Below are 16,917 nucleotides of genomic sequence, written 5' to 3'. Positions count from 1 at the left end.
GCAACAGACTTTTTACATCCCCTCTAACCATCCATATTTATACTTATGCTGAGTGTACTAATTGTACTGCCATTATTAGCCGCGGCTTTAATCGGTTTCTGGCCCGGTCACATCAGTGGCAAACTTTCCCGTCAAGTGGCTTTCCTCTTCGCCATTATCATCTTCTTGTGGACAGTTGTACTGGCAGTAAAATTCAATCCCGCCCAAGCCAATCAACAGTTTACTGAGTTTATCCCCTGGATAGAATCTTTAGGCTTGAATTATAATTTAGGAATAGATGGTTTATCTTTACCATTACTGGTTTTAAATGGACTGTTAACTTGTATTGCCATTTACAGCAGTAATGAATCCCTTCAGCGTCCTAGATTTTATTACTCCTTAATCTTACTGTTAAATGCTGGGGTGATTGGAGCATTTTTGGCACAAGATTTACTACTATTTTTCCTGTTTTATGAGCTGGAACTAATACCGCTATATCTGTTAATTGCCATTTGGGGAGGCGCTAGACGGGGTTACGCTGCCACAAAATTTTTGATTTACACCGCCATTTCCGGGATATTAATTTTGGCAAGTTTCCTGGGTATGGTTTGGCTGAGTGGTTCTGGTAGCTTTGCGCTCTTGGGTTTGAAAACCACAACTTTACCTTTGGTAACACAGCTGATACTACTAGGAGGCCTTCTAGTGGGTTTTGGGATTAAAATTCCCCTATTTCCCTTTCACACATGGTTACCAGATGCCCACGTTGAAGCTTCTACACCCATTTCTGTCCTGCTGGCGGGAGTGTTATTGAAGTTAGGAACCTATGGCCTACTACGTTTTGGTATGAACTTGTTACCAGAAGCTTGGACTTATTTAGCCCCATGGTTGGCAACTTGGGCTGTAGTCAGTGTACTATTTGGCTCTTCTTGTGCGATCGCCCAAACCGACATGAAAAAAATGGTAGCCTACAGCTCCATTGGACACATGGGCTACATCCTATTAGCAGCGGCGGCGGCTACACCGGTGAGTACCTTGGGGGCTGTGATGCAAATGATCAGCCACGGTTTGATTTCCCCACTGCTATTTTTACTCGTGGGGGTTGTTTATCAAAAAGCTGGAAGCCGCGATTTAAATGTAATTAAAGGATTACTTAACCCAGAACGAGGGTTACCCCTGATTGGTAGCTTAATGGTTTTGGGTGTGATGGCCAGCGCCGGTGTACCGGGAATGGTGGGTTTTATTTCCGAATTTATCGTTTTTCGGGGCAGTTTTGCCGTTTTTCCAGCGCAGACGCTCTTATCTATGATTGGTACAGGCTTAACTGCCGTTTACTTCTTAATTCTGATGAATCGCGCCTTTTTTGGGCGGTTGTCCCCACAAGTCAGCAACTTGCCCCGTGTATTGTGGAGCGATCGCATACCTTCAGTAATTCTAGCTATATTGATTGTAATTTTTGGTATACAACCAGCTTGGTTAGTGCGCTGGAGTGAACCCACAATCACAGCTATGGTTAATAGCGAAAATGTAGTACCTGCGGTGTCTTTAGATCAGGGTACTGGTAACTAAGGGCTGGGTAAGAGTATTTTCGATACCCGATACCCCATCTCTAAATCTCTGTAACTTTTGCAGAAATGGCAATGTTAAGCATGGAAAAAAAACCTTTCTCACATCCTTTATCTGAGTATATTCAAAGACTACTCACCGGAGGTACATTACTTCCTGATAGTCCAGATAATGTCATGGAAGTTGTGGGCATACTGAAAAGCTACGGCGTGGTTTTAGATGCCTATTCAAAAAACCTCATTTATATTGCTGAACATCAATTTCTAGTATTTTTTCCCTTTTTTAAATACTTTAACGGGGAAATTTCTTTCCCCAAGCTAATTCGCCATTGGTGGCATGACAGAATTAACTTTGAATATGCCGAATATTGCATGAAAGCCATGATGTGGCACGGTGGAGGTGGTCTAGATGCATATTTAGATACACCAGAGTTTGAAGAAAGAGCACAAGCAGTTATTCAAGCCAAATTCCCCAACAATCCCATCATCGGCGTTAACCAACTATTTCCGGATTTTTTAACGGAAATGTTGCGTGTGTCGGCTTACTATAGTGGCTTAGGCCAATTTTGGCGGGTAATGGCGGATATTTTCCTGAATTTATCAGACCGCTACGACCACAAAGAAATTAAAACCATTCCCCAAGTTGTAGACCACATTAAAGCGGGTTTGGTTGCAGATGCGTTAAAGCCTATTACTTACGCCGTCAAAATCCGAGGGGAAGTTTATGACATCATTCCTAAATCTGTGGGTTTAACCTTCCTAGCAGATACAGCCATCCCTTATGTAGAGGCAGTATTCTTTCGGGGAACTCCCTTTCATGGCACAGTGTCATATAATGCCCAAGCATATCAAATTCCCCTAGACCAAGCTCGATTTCAGTATGGCGCACTATATGCGGACCCTTTACCTATAGGTGGTTCTGGTATTCCTCCCACTTTGCTGATGCAGGATATGCGTCATTATCTCCCGGATTATTTACACACAATTTATCGTCACAGTCTTCGAGGGGAGGATGATTTGCGAGTCAAAATTTGTATCAGCTTCCAAAAGTCAATGTTTTGTGTAACCACAGCAGCGATTTTGGGACTAATGCCTTATTCTATGGATACTGAAGATACATCTGAACAAACTGCTAATCGCGTCTATTTAGAAAAATGGATGAACCGCTTAGAAACTTCTCAATTACAGGCAGTAAATAACAAATAATACAACTTAATTAATTTATTTTGCCCAAAAAATCAATCTCTAATCTAGTGCGATCGCTCACGATATTTGCTACGGTGGCACGATAAGATTCTAAAACAATAGTCTGACTATAAGGTCTAAATGGCAGAAACACTATTTTTTAACGCTCTGCGGGAAGCCATTGATGAAGAAATGGCCCGTGATTCCAGTGTATTCGTTCTTGGGGAAGATGTAGGACATTACGGCGGTTCCTACAAAGTCACTAAAGACCTATACAAAAAGTATGGCGAACTACGGATTCTCGATACTCCCATCGCCGAAAACAGTTTTACTGGTATGGCGGTCGGCGCAGCTATGACTGGGTTAAGACCGATAATTGAAGGTATGAATATGGGCTTTTTGCTCCTAGCCTTTAACCAGATATCCAACAACGCTGGAATGCTACGCTACACCTCCGGCGGTAACTTTAAAATCCCTATGGTAATTCGCGGTCCTGGCGGTGTAGGTAGACAGCTAGGGGCTGAACATTCCCAACGCCTAGAGGCTTACTTCCAAGCGGTTCCGGGCTTAAAAATTGTTACTTGCTCCACACCCTATAACGCTAAAGGACTACTAAAATCGGCTATTCGTGACGATAACCCGGTGTTGTTCTTTGAACACGTTCTACTTTACAACTTAAAAGAAGATTTACCAGAAGAAGAATATCTACTACCCCTGGATAAAGCAGAAGTTGTGCGTCGTGGCAAAGATGTCACAATACTGACTTACTCACGGATGCGCCATCATGTATTGCAAGCCGTGAAAACTTTAGAAAAACAAGGTTATGATCCAGAAGTAATAGACCTAATATCACTCAAGCCTTTGGATTTTGATACTATTGGGGCATCCATACGCAAAACCCATCGAGTTATTATCGTGGAAGAGTGTATGAGAACCGGGGGTATTGGTGCAGAATTAACCGCCTCCATCAATGACCGCTTGTTTGATGAATTGGATGCGCCGGTACTGCGGCTTTCTTCCCAAGATATACCCACACCCTATAACGGTAGTTTGGAACGGTTAACAATTGTGCAGCCAGAACAAATCGTCGAAGCTGTAGAAAAAATGGTCGCTATGCGAGTTTAAAAGCCCAAGACTGGGGAATGAGGAAAAATCTACCTCATCTCCCCACCACCCCCATCTACCCATTCAAAACTCGTTCAAAGAACGCTATTATAGCCTTTGTCAGTTGCGAGTTATTGTATGCAAAGACAGCGATCGCTATTAGCTTTGATTTTCGTGCTGCTCATGGCCGCTATTGCGGTGATAGTAAAAATTCCAGTACCTTTGGGGTTAGACTTACGGGGCGGTTCACAGTTAACCATTCAGGTGCAATCAGCACTCCTGATGAGAGAAATTACTGAACGAGATTTGGCTGGGGTTCAGAAAGTTGTGGAAGGTCGAGTTAATGGTCTTGGGGTTTCTGAGCCAGTAATTCAAACTGTAGGCACAGACAAAATCCTGGTACAATTACCAGGAGTCAATGACCCGCAGCAAGCAGAACGAGTGCTAGGTGGTACAGCACAGTTAGAATTTCGACAACAAAAGCCTGGTACAGAAACTCAACTTTTTGCTTTTCAAGCATCCAGAACTGAACTCAGAGCCAAGCAAGAAGAGTTAAGAAACCGCGGCGATGAGGCCGCAATTATTAATAATCAAGAAGAATTAGCCAAAAATAATCAAGCCATCAGAGAATTGTTTGACAGCACTGAACCACCACTAGACGGTAAATATCTCCAAGATGCCTATGGTGAACCAACTCAAGGTAGTAATTGGAATGTTGCCATTCGCTTTGATACTAAAGGTGGTGAACTGTTTGCCAATCTCACTAAAAACCTTGCCGGTACCGGGCGGAGCATTGGGATTTTTTTAGATAATGAATTAATCAGCGCTCCTGTAGTGGGGGTAGAATTTGCTGGTACAGGAATTACCGGCGGTGCTGCAGTGATTACAGGTACATTTACCCCCCAAGAAGCCAATGACTTGGGCGTGCAGTTGCGTGGCGGTGCTTTACCTGTACCCGTGGAAATCGCCGAAAGACGGACCGTAGGCGCTACCTTGGGTAAAGACAGTATTCAAAGCAGCATTTATGCTGGTATTGGCGGTCTAATCTTAGTATTAATATTTATGGTATTTTACTACCGCCTACCAGGATTGATTGCCGATATCTCATTAGTCATCTACTCTCTACTAACATGGGCGAGTTTTGCTCTGTTGGGGGTTACCCTGACTTTACCGGGAATTGCTGGTTTTATCCTCAGTATTGGCATGGCAGTTGATGCCAATGTGCTAATCTTTGAGCGTACACGGGAAGAATTGCGAGCGGGTAAATCTTTGTATCGTTCTGTAGAATCTGGTTTTTACCGAGCATTTTCCAGTATTTTAGACAGCAACGTCACTACATGGATTGCTTGTGCTGCTTTGTTTTGGTTTGGTTCCGGATTAGTCAGAGGCTTTGCTCTCACCTTAGCCTTGGGTGTAGCCATGAGTATGTTTACCGCAATCACTTGTAGCCGCACACTCATGTTTTTAGCAGTTACTAGTCCGGCTGTGAAAAATAAGCGAGAGCTTTTCTGTCCTAACCTACCAGCATTAAATAAGCCAGAGGTGGCTAAATGAAATTGAATATTAACAAATCGCGATCGCTATGGTGGAGCATTTCTAGTGCCTTTATTCTGATTAGTTTGATCTCAATGGCGATTTCGTGGCAAAACCCCCAAATTCGCGCGCCCCTACGCCCCGGCTTAGATTTCATCGGTGGTACGCGCTTACAGTTAGAACGTGACTGTACACAACTGGGTAACTGCGATCAACCAATAAATATAACCACAGTCCGAGAAGTAGCACAAGCCCAGGGTTTGGGCGATAGCAGCATCCAAATAGTGGGAGACAATGGCATATCAATTCGCACCAAGGACTTAGATGTTGATCAGCGCACCAATTTACAAACTGCTTTAAGTGATAAAATTGGTATCTTTGACCCGCAACAAAACCAAATTGACACTGTTGGCCCTACCTTGGGAGCAGAATTATTTCGCTCTGGTATCATCGCCCTCATAGTTTCTTTTATGGGCATTATTATTTACTTGACCTTCCGCTTCCAGTTGGACTACGCCTTATTTGCAATTGTGGCGCTTTTGCACGATGTCTTGATTACTGCAGGGCTTTTTTCAATTTTCGGCTTACTGCTCAACCTAGAAGTGGATAGTCTGTTTATTGTGGCACTGCTGACAATTATCGGTTTCTCTGTCAACGATACAGTAGTGATTTATGATCGCATTCGGGAAACTATTAAGGTCAATCCCCAGCAGCCAATTGTCGAGGTTGTGGATGATGCTGTCAACCAAACATTAGGAAGATCAATCAATACTACCTTAACAACCTTGCTGTCAGTCATCGCCATCTTTGTCTTTGGCGGAGAAACACTCAGATACTTCGCCCTAGCATTAATTATTGGCTTTGCTATAGGGTCTTATTCCAGTATTTTTGTCGCCAGTACTCTGTTGACTTGGTGGCGAGAACGCACACAGAAATATCCTATTTTAGTCAGTGCTGAGTCCATTGATACATCTACTCACTCCCAGGATGGTTAGAATGAGCTTAAGGGAATACCAGGCGGTGGGAAATATTGCTTATACAAACCAGAGCTTAATCAGGTTAAATTGAGTGTATATTAGCTTAAAATAACCAACATCAACACATTAAAATCAGTGGTTTATCGGTGGTTAATTATTCTTATTTGAACCATAGTAAATCCCAATCCGCCTGTGCATAATTCCTCATTACCCGAACAACAAGCCTTTGATTAATTTGGAACCGGTTGTTTATTCTCCCATGGATCAACTCGAAGAACCATCAATAAATAATAAAAATGCCAATGGTATTAACTCATCCTTTAACCAACAAGTAGAAAGGCTACATCAGGTGAATGTATACGGGAGATGGTTTTTTGTCGCCTGTTTATGGCTGACCATTGCACCTTTCACTCTGTGGAATTTACGGTCAGAAATAGTCATATTACAACAATACTTTACCTGGGTTTCTCTAAGATACGGGCTGTTTTATCATCCACTATCTAGCCTCGGTTTAGCCGTTTGTATCGGTACTACCGTTTCTACTATAGTTTGGCAAAGCCGAAGTATTCTCCTGGGATTACCAGAACGCGAAAAACAACGCCTAGAAAAACAAGTTTTGAAAATCAGACAGCAAGGACCCACTCATCCTCTGTGGAAGTGGATTTGTCATTAAATAATGATAATTAAACTTGAACATAGTTGCATATAGATGTACGTATCGGAAACTTTCTAGGACAATATGAGTTCATCCAAATAATGATACTGCCTTGGGGTGCAAAACATGAACTATCCTCAAATTCAATTTAGGGAATATCGCCAGTCAGAAATCAACCTTTACCAACTTCAAGAATTATTTAATCTTGCCGCTTTTTGGGCAAAAGGACGTACTATTGAGGATTTAAGTATAGCGATCGCTAATAGCGACCCGGTGATCAGTATTTGCGATGGAGAGCAGCTGATTGGCTTTGCCAGGGCGACTTCTGACGGTATCTATCGTGCTACTATCTGGGATGTGGTGATTCACCCAGATTATCGCGGTACTGGTCTGGGGCGTAAATTGGTAGAAACCGTTTTAAGTCATCCCCGGGTCAGAAGGGTTGAGCGAGTATACTTAATGACTACTCATCAACAGGAGTTTTACGAAAAAATTGGTTTTCAGTCCAATGTCAGCACCACAATGGTACTATATCACCAACCAAATATTGAAACTCTCCCGATCACTGAAGTTCAGCTTCAGGAATCACTGGGGGGATAGAAATTTGTAACCTAGTTAATTCTTGATTTGTTTCTGGAGTGCTTGGACAAGAAACAATTTCTAATTTTCCTCCCATCATCTCCAAGAGACTCTGGTTTAATAACATCTTCATTCCTGGGGAAAGAATTGTATGAGCTTGATTATTCTCAGCACTATCGACTCCTAATTTCATCAGTTCTATGGACTCACTGGTAGTGACAGCATGGCTCGGGATATCCAGGAAAATCTCCAGCCTATTATTAGTAGGCGAGAAACTACTAGAAAGACGGATACTACCAAATTCCATTTGATTAATCGCAGTGTCTACTAAATTGACCAATATTTGGCGGAGCCAGCGGTAATCTGCCAAAACATAAATTTCTGGGTCTGGAAGCACAACACGCAAGGATAAATTGCGATTTGCTGCCACCATATAAGTTAAATTATTAACTTCCTGTAAAATCCTAGCCAAGCAGTGGGGTTGAATATCTAATTTATTAGTCCCATGTTCTGTTCTGGCTATGTTCAGAATTTCATCAATTAGGTGTAGTAGTTTCAGCGCTCTTTCGTGGGCTTGAGCAATAAATTCTCGCTCCTCTTCTGGATTTTCACACAAATCGGACAAAATTAACTGATGTAAGCCAATTAAACCATTTAGGGGCGATCGCAATTCATGGGTAGTCCGGGCTAAAAATCCCCCTTTAAACAGGCTCATTTCCCGCGCCATTTGGTAAGCTAATTCTGTTTGCTTGATCTGTGCTGCTGTAATTTGCGCCTGCTGTGGAGAGATGACTGGCGATAACCGACTAAATACTTCCCGAATACCCAACCCCAGTAATACTCCTACACCTAAATATATCCAATTGACCATTATTTAACAATTATTCTCAAAACTTAATTTAACCGTACCTTGGCGTAAGATTTGCCAATTATTACCAGTCCACTTACACACAGTGGAAGGTACACCAATTCCAGAAACTTCAGCACGACCTTGAGTTGATTCCAGAGTCAGAACTTCAGGGAACTGATCAGCAATTTCTGCTAAGTCTTGTAAGGGTGGTTGACCTGAAAAATTAGCGCTGGTGGTGGCAAGGGGGCCTGTTTGCGCCAAAATGGTTTGAGCGATCGCACTATCAGGGACTCGAATACCAATTGTATTAGGGTCATGAGGATTCATCTGTTTTGGGACGCGATCGCTAGCTGGTAATACTAATGTTAATCCTCCCGGCCAATATCTACTTGCCACCTCTTGCCAAATTTTCCACTCATTTTCATTACCTTGGACATAAGGCCATAAATCCTTCGCACTAGCTCCCATCAAAATCAAAGGTTTATCTTGACTGCGCCGTTTCGCATCAAAAATCAATGGTGCTTGCTCTGGTAAAGTCGCCAGTGCGGGTACTGTATCTGTGGGAAAACTGACCAATAAGCCAGCACGTGCGCCGGTTATTAAGTCAACTAAAGAAACTTGAGTCATTTGTCAGATTGAACACAGTTGAATTAACAATTATTTCACGACTAGCCACTTATAGAAGCTACCGCAAATCTTTCAATACCTGCTAAGTCCTGGTAAATTTGAATATTGGAGTAGCTACCTTGTTGCTGTAAAAGTCTCTGTACAGTATCCGCTTGTCCCGCCATCATCTCAATTAGCCATACACCACCAGGGCGCAAATAGTCCGGAGAAATTTCTATTAACTGGCGAATACAATCTAAGCCATCAGTACCACCATCTAAAGCTAGATGTGGTTCATGGTTGACTACTTCTGGTTGCAAGGTAGCCACAGTAGTAGTGGGAATATAAGGTGGGTTGGATACCATACCGCTAAACTGTCCTTTGAGGGCTGTTAGCGGCTCCCACCAACAACCCTGATAAAATTTAATCCGGTAGTCAAAACCTAAATTACAAGCATTTGACTGGGCAATTTTTAATGCTTCCGGGCTGTAATCCACTGCATGAATTGTTGCTTTTGGTAAAGCATCTGCTAAACCTAAGGCGATCGCACCGCTACCAGTACCTAAGTCTGCCCAATGTCCGGAACTGAGCAATGGGGCGGCGCTACCGTTATTCCCAGCCGCCACAGCTAGATCAATTAAATATTCAGTTTCCGGTCTGGGAATTAAAACTGCATTTGACACGGCGATTTTAAAATTTCGCCAAGGGGTTACTCCGGCAATATACTGTACTGGCAGGTGTTCATTTAATCGCCTTTCCCATAACTGCTCTAAGTTTTCTAAAGGTAAGGACATGGGAATGTCAGCCCTCTGTTTAAAAGATTCTAAACGCAGCCCCAAGCGGTCTAAATCCCCTACTTCCAGAAGTAACCAATCTACTTCGGCGGGGGAAATGTCATGAGCGACGGCTTGGGCGATCGCTCTGTTACGCCACTCCCAAAGCCGTAAACCGGAAACTACCCCATCACATTTGTCTGTCATTCCTTAACGTTGCTGAGGTCTAGCTGTCCCTGAATTATTACTACCCTGTCTAGGCAAAGTGTTGATATATTCTCGAGATTCTTGAGATGGTACGAGAACAACTTGGTTAAGCCAAGGATCATCTTTATCCTGTAAAGTTTTAATTACCCCGTCTATATCTATGACCTGAATATCCGCTTGGGGAAACTTCGGCTTCACTTGATTTAATAAGCCTTGGGCATCTTGCTTGCTTAAAAACAAAGGAATCAATTCTTGATTATTATCAGATTTGAACTGAATGGGCACATAACCCTGATTTGGTGAAAATCTCACCGCAAAAATCGGCACGCTAGGAAACTGGGTTACTTTTTGACCACTTTGACGCAGTAATTCCATTGCTCCCTTAATTTCCCCCTCTACCGGTTTAAAGGCAAATATAAGGCGTTCTGACTGATTTTTACTTTGTTGCAATTCTTGATAAATCACACCTAGAGGCACTGCTGTTACTTGTAGGCTGTTCACCATTTTTTCCATTTTCGGATCTTTACCCGGTACGCCCTGTAGTTCCTTAATAAAAGTTTGAGCTTCCTGCCGACTCATATAAACACCAGTCACCGACGCACCAGTTGTTTCACTGTCCGATAACGGGCGACTCAGTGGAGCACCCTGATCATTAGTAATTAGATATACAGGTACAGCATCTAATTTCTCTTTTATTTGCTGTTCTGACAAAGCCAGTACGGGCAAATTACCCACAAAAACCGATCCCAGTAAAGTACTTCCCAGCAAGCCCAATGTTGCGCCCCAGCGAACTAATGCTTTCATAATATCTCCTCACATCAATAGTTAAATAAGACACAGAAATGCTGGTATGAGGACTAGAATAACTAGTTTTAGTTATATTCTCATCCGGCGGAAAATCTGAAAAATTTGTTTTTGCGGTTCAATCCTAACAATTAATTCTCAACAACCGCCATTTCCTCACCCAGAATAAGTTCTCTGGTAATAGGCGATCGCATGGTGTTTTTCTCCAGGTTGCCTGGGTATTTAATGCACAATTGTTGTTAATCTTGTTTAGTTTGCTCTTAAGACGGGGAAACCTCCCCCCCACAGTTGAAATGCTCAATGCCTTGTAATTGGCTTGCTTAAATCTACTTGACGACATGAGATGATTAATCGTTCCAGCCTAAGGCGCTTTTATCTCAACTTTTCACGCAAGACTTAGATAATCTGGATCCATGTCTATTAAATTCATACCCTGCCAATTATAAATTAAAATCGGGATGACAGGATTTGAACCTGCGACATCCTGCTCCCAAAGCAGGCGCGCTACCAAGCTGCGCTACATCCCGGATCGATTAGTGTCAATGCCTTCTATAATTTGTAAAACCAACATACACGCTGGTTTAATTATAGTTAAACAGGTTAAGTCTTTGGAACTGCGTCCCAAATGATAGTTTATCACCTCGACATTAACATTATATCATAATAGCACGTTTAACTGATTTTGGCTAACCAATTTCATCTTGATTTTAGCACCCGTAAAACTCCATCCCCTTTGACACTCCCCACGGCTAGAAGCCAGGGGATTCTTGCTTCACGGGGACTCCAATGAATTTACTCGCGCTAACGCGCCGCTCCGCTAACAGCAAGCATCTTGACCGTGTGCCCCACGGCTGCAAGTTATGCATATAGCTACCACAATTTATTATACATTAAAGCTAATATTTGTCAAATTTATTTTTAGGACTGCGACTGAAGTTCCTAGCGCACTACACCCCCATAGTTAGAAACTAGGGGCAATGTGCGCGTTTTTTGGGAGAAACTGCCTAACCTTGGCTGACAATCACTGCGGATACCAGAACATACCTTTAATGCCTTCTGGGTCTGACATAAAACCCATACCGCGATAAAAATCTAGAACATGAGGATCGGCAAATAGAGTAACATTGCTAATTTCTTCACTTCTGAGTTTTTTGAGTACGTATTTCATCAGGGCTTTACCCAGTCCTTTCCCTTGAAAGTCGGGGTGAACTACCACATCCCAAATAGTCGCATTAAAAGCATGGTCAGAGGTAGCACGAGCGAAACCAATGAGCCGTTTCTGGTTTCCTCGCACTTGCCACATAGACGCTACGAGAAAACTATGCTCAATGGCTTTTTTGACTTTTCTTAAAGGACGACGCGACCAACCAACTGCATCACAAAGTTCCTCTAGTTCATAGAGGTCAATATTTCGCTCCGTACTAAAAACAATACGAGTCTCCTTCTGATAAGCAACGCTCTCGCCATTGGGGCTAGATTCGCTCGCCACAGACAGTGTACGTTCCTCGAAAGAGTTAGTTTTACTTGTCGCTATAGACTCAGGACTATTAAACCAAGTTTTCCAAAAACCCATGCCAACGTGGTTCGGGTAGTGTAACTTAATTGGCTTCCACTTTCACAGGAGTGTTGATTCACGTTCTAGAAAGCTGAAACCCTAAATATCCCTCTCACTTAAATTTCTTTAGATGTTTCCGGGATTTTTGATGGCAACGGCTTTTTATAGCGTGTTTCACACCAATCATTTACCAGTTTAGCATTTTGTTTTGCAGTCCAGGAGTAATTTCCCAAAAACTGGGTAATCTCAGTTGAATTCTCTAAGATGGCTTAGGGATGGGAGATTGGTACATGATTACTACTGGTGGAACGCCGCGCTGATTGATGCGCGTAATATCCCCAACCGGCGGCATTTCTTGGGCTATTCAATGCTATAATAGACAAGTTTGTTACCAAAATGTACTAATCCCAAAGAAACATATACCGCGTTAGGTGTTATCCGGTGGTTGAGACCAGATCAGACAGGCTGTACCTGTTATTATTGCTGTTTAACCCCATAATACCCCGTTGTTAATACGGGCAAGTACGTCAATCGCACCCGTTGCTGGCGGTACGATATTAGGTATGGCAACCATTGAAATCTTGGGCGTTCCACACGCATACGAGCTCACGGCTCCTACTTCCTGTCCCCATGCTTTAGTCTTTATCCACGGTTGGCTCAATAGCCGTGGGTATTGGCAACCTGTCATTTCTCGCCTATCAGTTGGCTTGCAGTGCCTTTCTTATGATTTGCGAGGTTTTGGTGAATCTAAATCCCAGCCGGAACCAGATTTGACTCAAACACCAACTTCTGTAAACTTGACTTCTAACTCAATTGATGAGTCGAGTTTGTCCCTTGATTCTGTTTATACCCCTGCTGTTTATGCTCAGGATTTAGCTGCTCTTCTAGAACAGATGAATATTACTAGTGCTTGGCTAATTGGGCATTCCTTGGGAGGCACAATTGCCCTGTGGGCTGCTGCTCAAATGCCTGAATGTGTTAAAGGAGTTATATGTGTCAACGCCGGTGGTGGTATTTATCTCAAAGAGTCCTTTGAGCAGTTTCGTTCAGCAGGTCAAAGATTCTTGCAAGTCCGTCCGCGCTGGCTTTCTCATATCCCTTTAATTGATTTGTTATTTACTAGAGCAAGTGTCGCTCGTCCTTTAGACCGTTATTGGGCGCGTCAGCGTGTGGTAGATTTTGTCATGGCTGACCCAGAAGCTGCGCTAGGAGCATTACTAGACTTTACAACCGAGGAAGAAATTAACCGTTTACCTCAACTAGTGTCTCAGTTGCAGCAGCCAGTTTATTTCCTGGCTGGTACTGATGACAAAGTAATGGAACCCAAGTACGTTCGCCATTTAGCTAGTTTTCATCGGCTTTTTAAATATACTGGTGACAATGTGATTGAAATTCCCGATTGTGGTCACTTGGCAATGTTAGAACAGCCGGATGCAGTTGCTGATCATATCTGGTCAATAGTCAAACAATTTTCCATGGGACAATCCCACGGCTAGCAGTCCGTGGGATTTTTTCCATTGCTGCGCTACCCTATCTATCAACCAGACAAGTTATTGAGAGGATTTGCTCCCCCTAAGCACAGGTCTTTGTCGCAGATGATTTGATGAAGTTGTATAGCTGAATTATCAACTATACAACTTCATGACCTGGGTGAGTGGTAACCTGGACTGAACACCTAAAGTCAAGGGTGATGTATGACCAAGGGATAGGTGATGAGACCCAGCGCTGGCAATCATCGCAGCGTTATCGGTGCAGTATTTCAGGGGTGGGAACAGGACACGCAGGTTATGCTCGCCGGCAGCTACCTGTAAGGTTTTTCTCAGGCTGCTGTTAGCTGCTACCCCTCCACCAACGGCAATGGTATTGAGATTATAGTCGAGGGCGCAGGCGATCGCTCTTTTGGTCAGCGATCGCGCCACTGTCTCCTGAAAGCTAGCCGCTAAATCACTGACTGGTAATTGTTTTTCATCTTTCTCTAATTGCTGAACCAATCGCAGTACCGCCGTCTTTAACCCACTAAAACTGCTGTCATAGCGATGATATCCCCCACCTGGTAAAGAAACTTTACCTTCTGGCAAAGTAAAGGCGCGGGGATTTCCCGTTTGTGCTAATTTATCAATGAGAGGTCCACCAGGATAACCCAGTTGTAATAACCGTGCTACTTTATCAAAAGCTTCACCTGCGGCATCATCGCGAGTTTCACCCAGGGTTTCGTAAACACCACAATCCTTAACGTAAATCAAGCTTGTATGTCCACCAGAAACTAGTAAGCTAAGAAATGGGGGATCTAAACTAGGCTCACTCAAATAAGTTGCGTAAATGTGGCCTTCGAGGTGATGCACTCCCAAGAATGGCTTGTTATGTAACATTGCTAAAGTTTTAGCAGCAGTCAACCCTACCAAGAGTGCTCCTACAAGTCCAGGAGCACAGGTGGCGGCAATGCCATCTATTTGATCCCAGTCTAGTTGGGCTTGCTCTAAAGCCTGTGCGATCGCCTGATTGATTGTTTCTAGATGTTGACGGGATGCCACCTCTGGTACTACCCCACCATATTCACTGTGAACTAGAATTTGGGAAGCTACCACACTGCTATAAACTTGACGATTGTTTACAATTGCCACGGCAGTTTCATCGCAGCTGGTTTCTATTGCTAAAACAGTTGCCATTGTCAGGTTATGTTAAGTAACGATTTGTTGGAGAAGCTTTAACTTTTATTTACTTAAACTTTACTCTGTTCCCGCCCAAGAGTATGATGACTTGCTAGTTATGCAAATAAACAACTGTACAAGCCGCTTCGTTTTGTACAAGAACTTTTTGTTTTGTAATAAAAGGAAACAACTCATGAGACGATTGTTTGCTTTGATTTTAGCGATTTGTCTTTGGTCCAATTTTGCCCCTCCCGCCCAAGCGCTGGGGGCTAACCTGGTACCTTGTAAAGACTCTCCCGCATTTCAAGAGCTAGCAAAAAATGCCCGGAACACCACCGCAGATCCCGAATCAGGCAGAAAGCGCTTTGAGCGTTATTCTCAGGCACTCTGTGGACCTGAAGGTTACCCTCACTTGATTGTTGACGGTCGCCTCGATCGGGCTGGTGACTTCCTCATCCCCAGCATTCTCTTTTTGTATATTGCCGGTTGGATCGGCTGGGTAGGCCGTGCTTACCTCCAAGCCATCAAAAAGTTATCAGACACCGAAGCCAAAGAAATCCAAATTGATATGGGTTTAGCACTACCCATTATCACCACAGGCTTTGCTTGGCCCGCAGCAGCGATTAAAGAATTCCTATCGGGTGAGTTAACCGCTAAAGATTCAGAAATTACTGTTTCTCCCCGTTAATTATCCCTCACTCAATTCATCTCTTTTGGAGACTAAATTCATGGCAGACAAAGGCGAGCAATCCTCCTACTTCATCACTTTTCTTTCTACCGCTCCAGTAGCAGCTACCATCTGGCTAACCATTACCGCCGGAATTTTAATTGAATTTAACCGCTTTTTTCCTGACCTACTTTTCCACCCACTACCATAAGTAAAAAGTAGAGTTTTAGTCGTAATATTGTGTGGTGCAATTGCTCCACACAATATTAGGCTCAGGCATCACCCGAATTAACAGGAATATTGGCTCAGATCATCTGGCGATTATCTGATCTGAAGAACAGCAGATAAATTAATTTTTTTAAACTAAAGACCCAAAAAACATATTTACCCACAATTATTATTAATAATATAACAATGCCATCATTCTAATTTAAAGGCGAATACACAATATGGCGCAAGCAGTAAATTCATCGAAAAATCGCCCCAGCGATCCCAGAAATAGCGAGGTAGTGTCTCCCGCAGGACGTGATCCTCAGCAAGGAAACCTCGAAACACCGATTAATTCTTCTCCCTTGGTGAAGTGGTTCATTAATAATTTACCCGCCTATCGTCAAGGTCTCAATCCTTCAAGACGTGGTCTAGAAGTGGGCATGGCTCATGGTTACTTGCTATTTGGACCTTTCGCTAAATTGGGTCCTCTACGTGATGCATCTAATGCTAACTTAGCTGGATTACTGGGAGCTATTGGCTTGGTTGTGATTCTCACAGCCTGCCTATCTCTATATGCCAATACCAATCCTGCTAAGGCAATGGCCAGTGTCACTGTCCCCAACCCACCCGTAGATGCTTTCAACTCCAAAGAAAGCTGGAATAATTTTGCTAGTTCTTTCTTAATCGGTGGAATTGGCGGTGCAGTAGTCGCTTATTTCTTAACTAGCAATTTGGCACTTATTCAAGGTCTATTGGGTTAAGATTTTTTCATAATCAGGCATTGGGCATTGGTAATCGCTAATGATTAATTATGTTTTGCTATTACCCATGCCTGATGTCCCATTTTTAGCAAAAATCATCCAGGAGGGCAATAACCGTTCATAAAATACTAAATAAATCTAGTGTTTTGCGTTGGTAGCCTTAGTCCAAAGTTTTAAAACTATAGGCACTGGTAGTCCCTCTATCCCATCCAGAAAGTTTGGGATTACTTTCCTAGGTATATTTAAATTGCCATTGCTAACT

General features: G+C 43.0%; 17 protein-coding genes and 1 tRNA gene. 11 read left to right on the top strand and 7 right to left on the bottom strand.

Features of this window, described 5'->3' with window-relative positions; translation table 11 throughout:
- Positions 1 to 45 precede the first annotated feature (45 nt).
- From NWP21_RS15050 to NWP21_RS15020, 7 genes are all read left to right on the top strand, one after another.
- On the top strand, positions 46 to 1,545 hold the full coding sequence (locus NWP21_RS15050; protein ID WP_280793293.1) for an NADH-quinone oxidoreductase subunit M: 1,500 nt from the start codon (positions 46 to 48) through the stop codon (positions 1,543 to 1,545).
- 71 nt (positions 1,546 to 1,616) lie between these two features.
- Positions 1,617 to 2,747: a CO2 hydration protein gene (locus tag NWP21_RS15045; RefSeq protein ID WP_280793309.1), complete on the top strand. Its 1,131-nt coding sequence runs from the start codon at positions 1,617 to 1,619 to the stop codon at positions 2,745 to 2,747.
- A 120-nt stretch (positions 2,748 to 2,867) separates the two neighbouring features.
- Positions 2,868 to 3,851: an alpha-ketoacid dehydrogenase subunit beta gene (locus NWP21_RS15040; protein ID WP_271733389.1), complete on the top strand. Its 984-nt coding sequence runs from the start codon at positions 2,868 to 2,870 to the stop codon at positions 3,849 to 3,851.
- A 117-nt stretch (positions 3,852 to 3,968) separates the two neighbouring features.
- Positions 3,969 to 5,384: a protein translocase subunit SecD gene (secD, locus tag NWP21_RS15035; protein WP_271733394.1), complete on the top strand. Its 1,416-nt coding sequence runs from the start codon at positions 3,969 to 3,971 to the stop codon at positions 5,382 to 5,384.
- Positions 5,381 to 6,358 (top strand): protein translocase subunit SecF, encoded by a 978-nt coding sequence (gene secF, locus NWP21_RS15030; RefSeq protein WP_280793292.1) that lies wholly within the window; start codon positions 5,381 to 5,383, stop codon positions 6,356 to 6,358. Before secD ends, secF begins: the two co-directional genes overlap by 4 nt.
- A gap of 241 nt (positions 6,359 to 6,599) precedes the next feature.
- Positions 6,600 to 7,013 (top strand): hypothetical protein, encoded by a 414-nt coding sequence (locus tag NWP21_RS15025; protein WP_280793308.1) that lies wholly within the window; start codon positions 6,600 to 6,602, stop codon positions 7,011 to 7,013.
- 108 nt (positions 7,014 to 7,121) lie between these two features.
- Complete coding sequence (locus NWP21_RS15020; RefSeq protein WP_271733737.1) at positions 7,122 to 7,595, top strand: GNAT family N-acetyltransferase; 474 nt, start codon at positions 7,122 to 7,124, stop codon at positions 7,593 to 7,595.
- Here NWP21_RS15020 and NWP21_RS15015 read toward each other — a convergent pair.
- The 6 genes from NWP21_RS15015 to NWP21_RS14990 form a co-directional block, all read right to left on the bottom strand.
- Complete coding sequence (locus NWP21_RS15015; protein ID WP_280793291.1) at positions 7,558 to 8,445, bottom strand: HAMP domain-containing sensor histidine kinase; 888 nt, start codon at positions 8,443 to 8,445, stop codon at positions 7,558 to 7,560. The two genes, NWP21_RS15020 and NWP21_RS15015, sit on opposite strands and share 38 nt — an antisense overlap.
- Before the next feature lie 3 nt (positions 8,446 to 8,448).
- On the bottom strand, positions 8,449 to 9,051 hold the full coding sequence (locus NWP21_RS15010; RefSeq protein WP_280793290.1) for an L-threonylcarbamoyladenylate synthase: 603 nt from the start codon (positions 9,049 to 9,051) through the stop codon (positions 8,449 to 8,451).
- A 41-nt stretch (positions 9,052 to 9,092) separates the two neighbouring features.
- Positions 9,093 to 10,010, bottom strand: coding sequence for a peptide chain release factor N(5)-glutamine methyltransferase (prmC, locus tag NWP21_RS15005; protein ID WP_280793289.1), 918 nt, complete (start codon positions 10,008 to 10,010; stop codon positions 9,093 to 9,095).
- A gap of 3 nt (positions 10,011 to 10,013) precedes the next feature.
- Positions 10,014 to 10,814, bottom strand: a complete 801-nt coding sequence (locus NWP21_RS15000) for a Tic22 family protein (protein WP_280793288.1) — start codon at positions 10,812 to 10,814, stop codon at positions 10,014 to 10,016.
- Positions 10,815 to 11,267: 453 nt separating this feature from the next.
- A tRNA-Pro gene (locus NWP21_RS14995) sits at positions 11,268 to 11,341 on the bottom strand.
- A 494-nt stretch (positions 11,342 to 11,835) separates the two neighbouring features.
- Entirely contained in the window at positions 11,836 to 12,387 is a 552-nt protein-coding gene (locus tag NWP21_RS14990; protein WP_271764036.1) for a GNAT family N-acetyltransferase, read from the bottom strand.
- A gap of 545 nt (positions 12,388 to 12,932) precedes the next feature.
- Between NWP21_RS14990 and NWP21_RS14985 the strand changes: the two genes are divergently transcribed.
- Positions 12,933 to 13,865, top strand: coding sequence for an alpha/beta hydrolase (locus NWP21_RS14985; RefSeq protein WP_280793287.1), 933 nt, complete (start codon positions 12,933 to 12,935; stop codon positions 13,863 to 13,865).
- A gap of 129 nt (positions 13,866 to 13,994) precedes the next feature.
- Here NWP21_RS14985 and tsaD read toward each other — a convergent pair whose 3' ends face one another.
- Positions 13,995 to 15,035: a tRNA (adenosine(37)-N6)-threonylcarbamoyltransferase complex transferase subunit TsaD gene (tsaD, locus tag NWP21_RS14980; protein ID WP_280793286.1), complete on the bottom strand. Its 1,041-nt coding sequence runs from the start codon at positions 15,033 to 15,035 to the stop codon at positions 13,995 to 13,997.
- A gap of 175 nt (positions 15,036 to 15,210) precedes the next feature.
- Between tsaD and NWP21_RS14975 the strand changes: the two genes are divergently transcribed.
- The 3 genes from NWP21_RS14975 to NWP21_RS14965 all read left to right on the top strand — a co-directional run bounded on the left by NWP21_RS14975 (position 15,211) and on the right by NWP21_RS14965 (position 16,655).
- Positions 15,211 to 15,705: a Photosystem I reaction center subunit III gene (locus NWP21_RS14975; RefSeq protein WP_280793285.1), complete on the top strand. Its 495-nt coding sequence runs from the start codon at positions 15,211 to 15,213 to the stop codon at positions 15,703 to 15,705.
- Between the two features lie 40 nt (positions 15,706 to 15,745).
- Positions 15,746 to 15,895, top strand: coding sequence for a photosystem I reaction center subunit IX (psaJ, locus tag NWP21_RS14970; protein ID WP_271733727.1), 150 nt, complete (start codon positions 15,746 to 15,748; stop codon positions 15,893 to 15,895).
- Positions 15,896 to 16,133: 238 nt separating this feature from the next.
- On the top strand, positions 16,134 to 16,655 hold the full coding sequence (locus NWP21_RS14965; RefSeq protein WP_271733726.1) for a photosystem I reaction center protein subunit XI: 522 nt from the start codon (positions 16,134 to 16,136) through the stop codon (positions 16,653 to 16,655).
- Positions 16,656 to 16,917 lie beyond the last annotated feature (262 nt).

The sequence above is a fragment of the Anabaenopsis sp. FSS-46 genome, from assembly GCF_029891665.1.
In the GTDB taxonomy this organism is placed as follows: domain Bacteria; phylum Cyanobacteriota; class Cyanobacteriia; order Cyanobacteriales; family Nostocaceae; genus Anabaenopsis; species Anabaenopsis arnoldii.
This window is presented reverse-complemented; position numbering and strand designations above follow the sequence as displayed.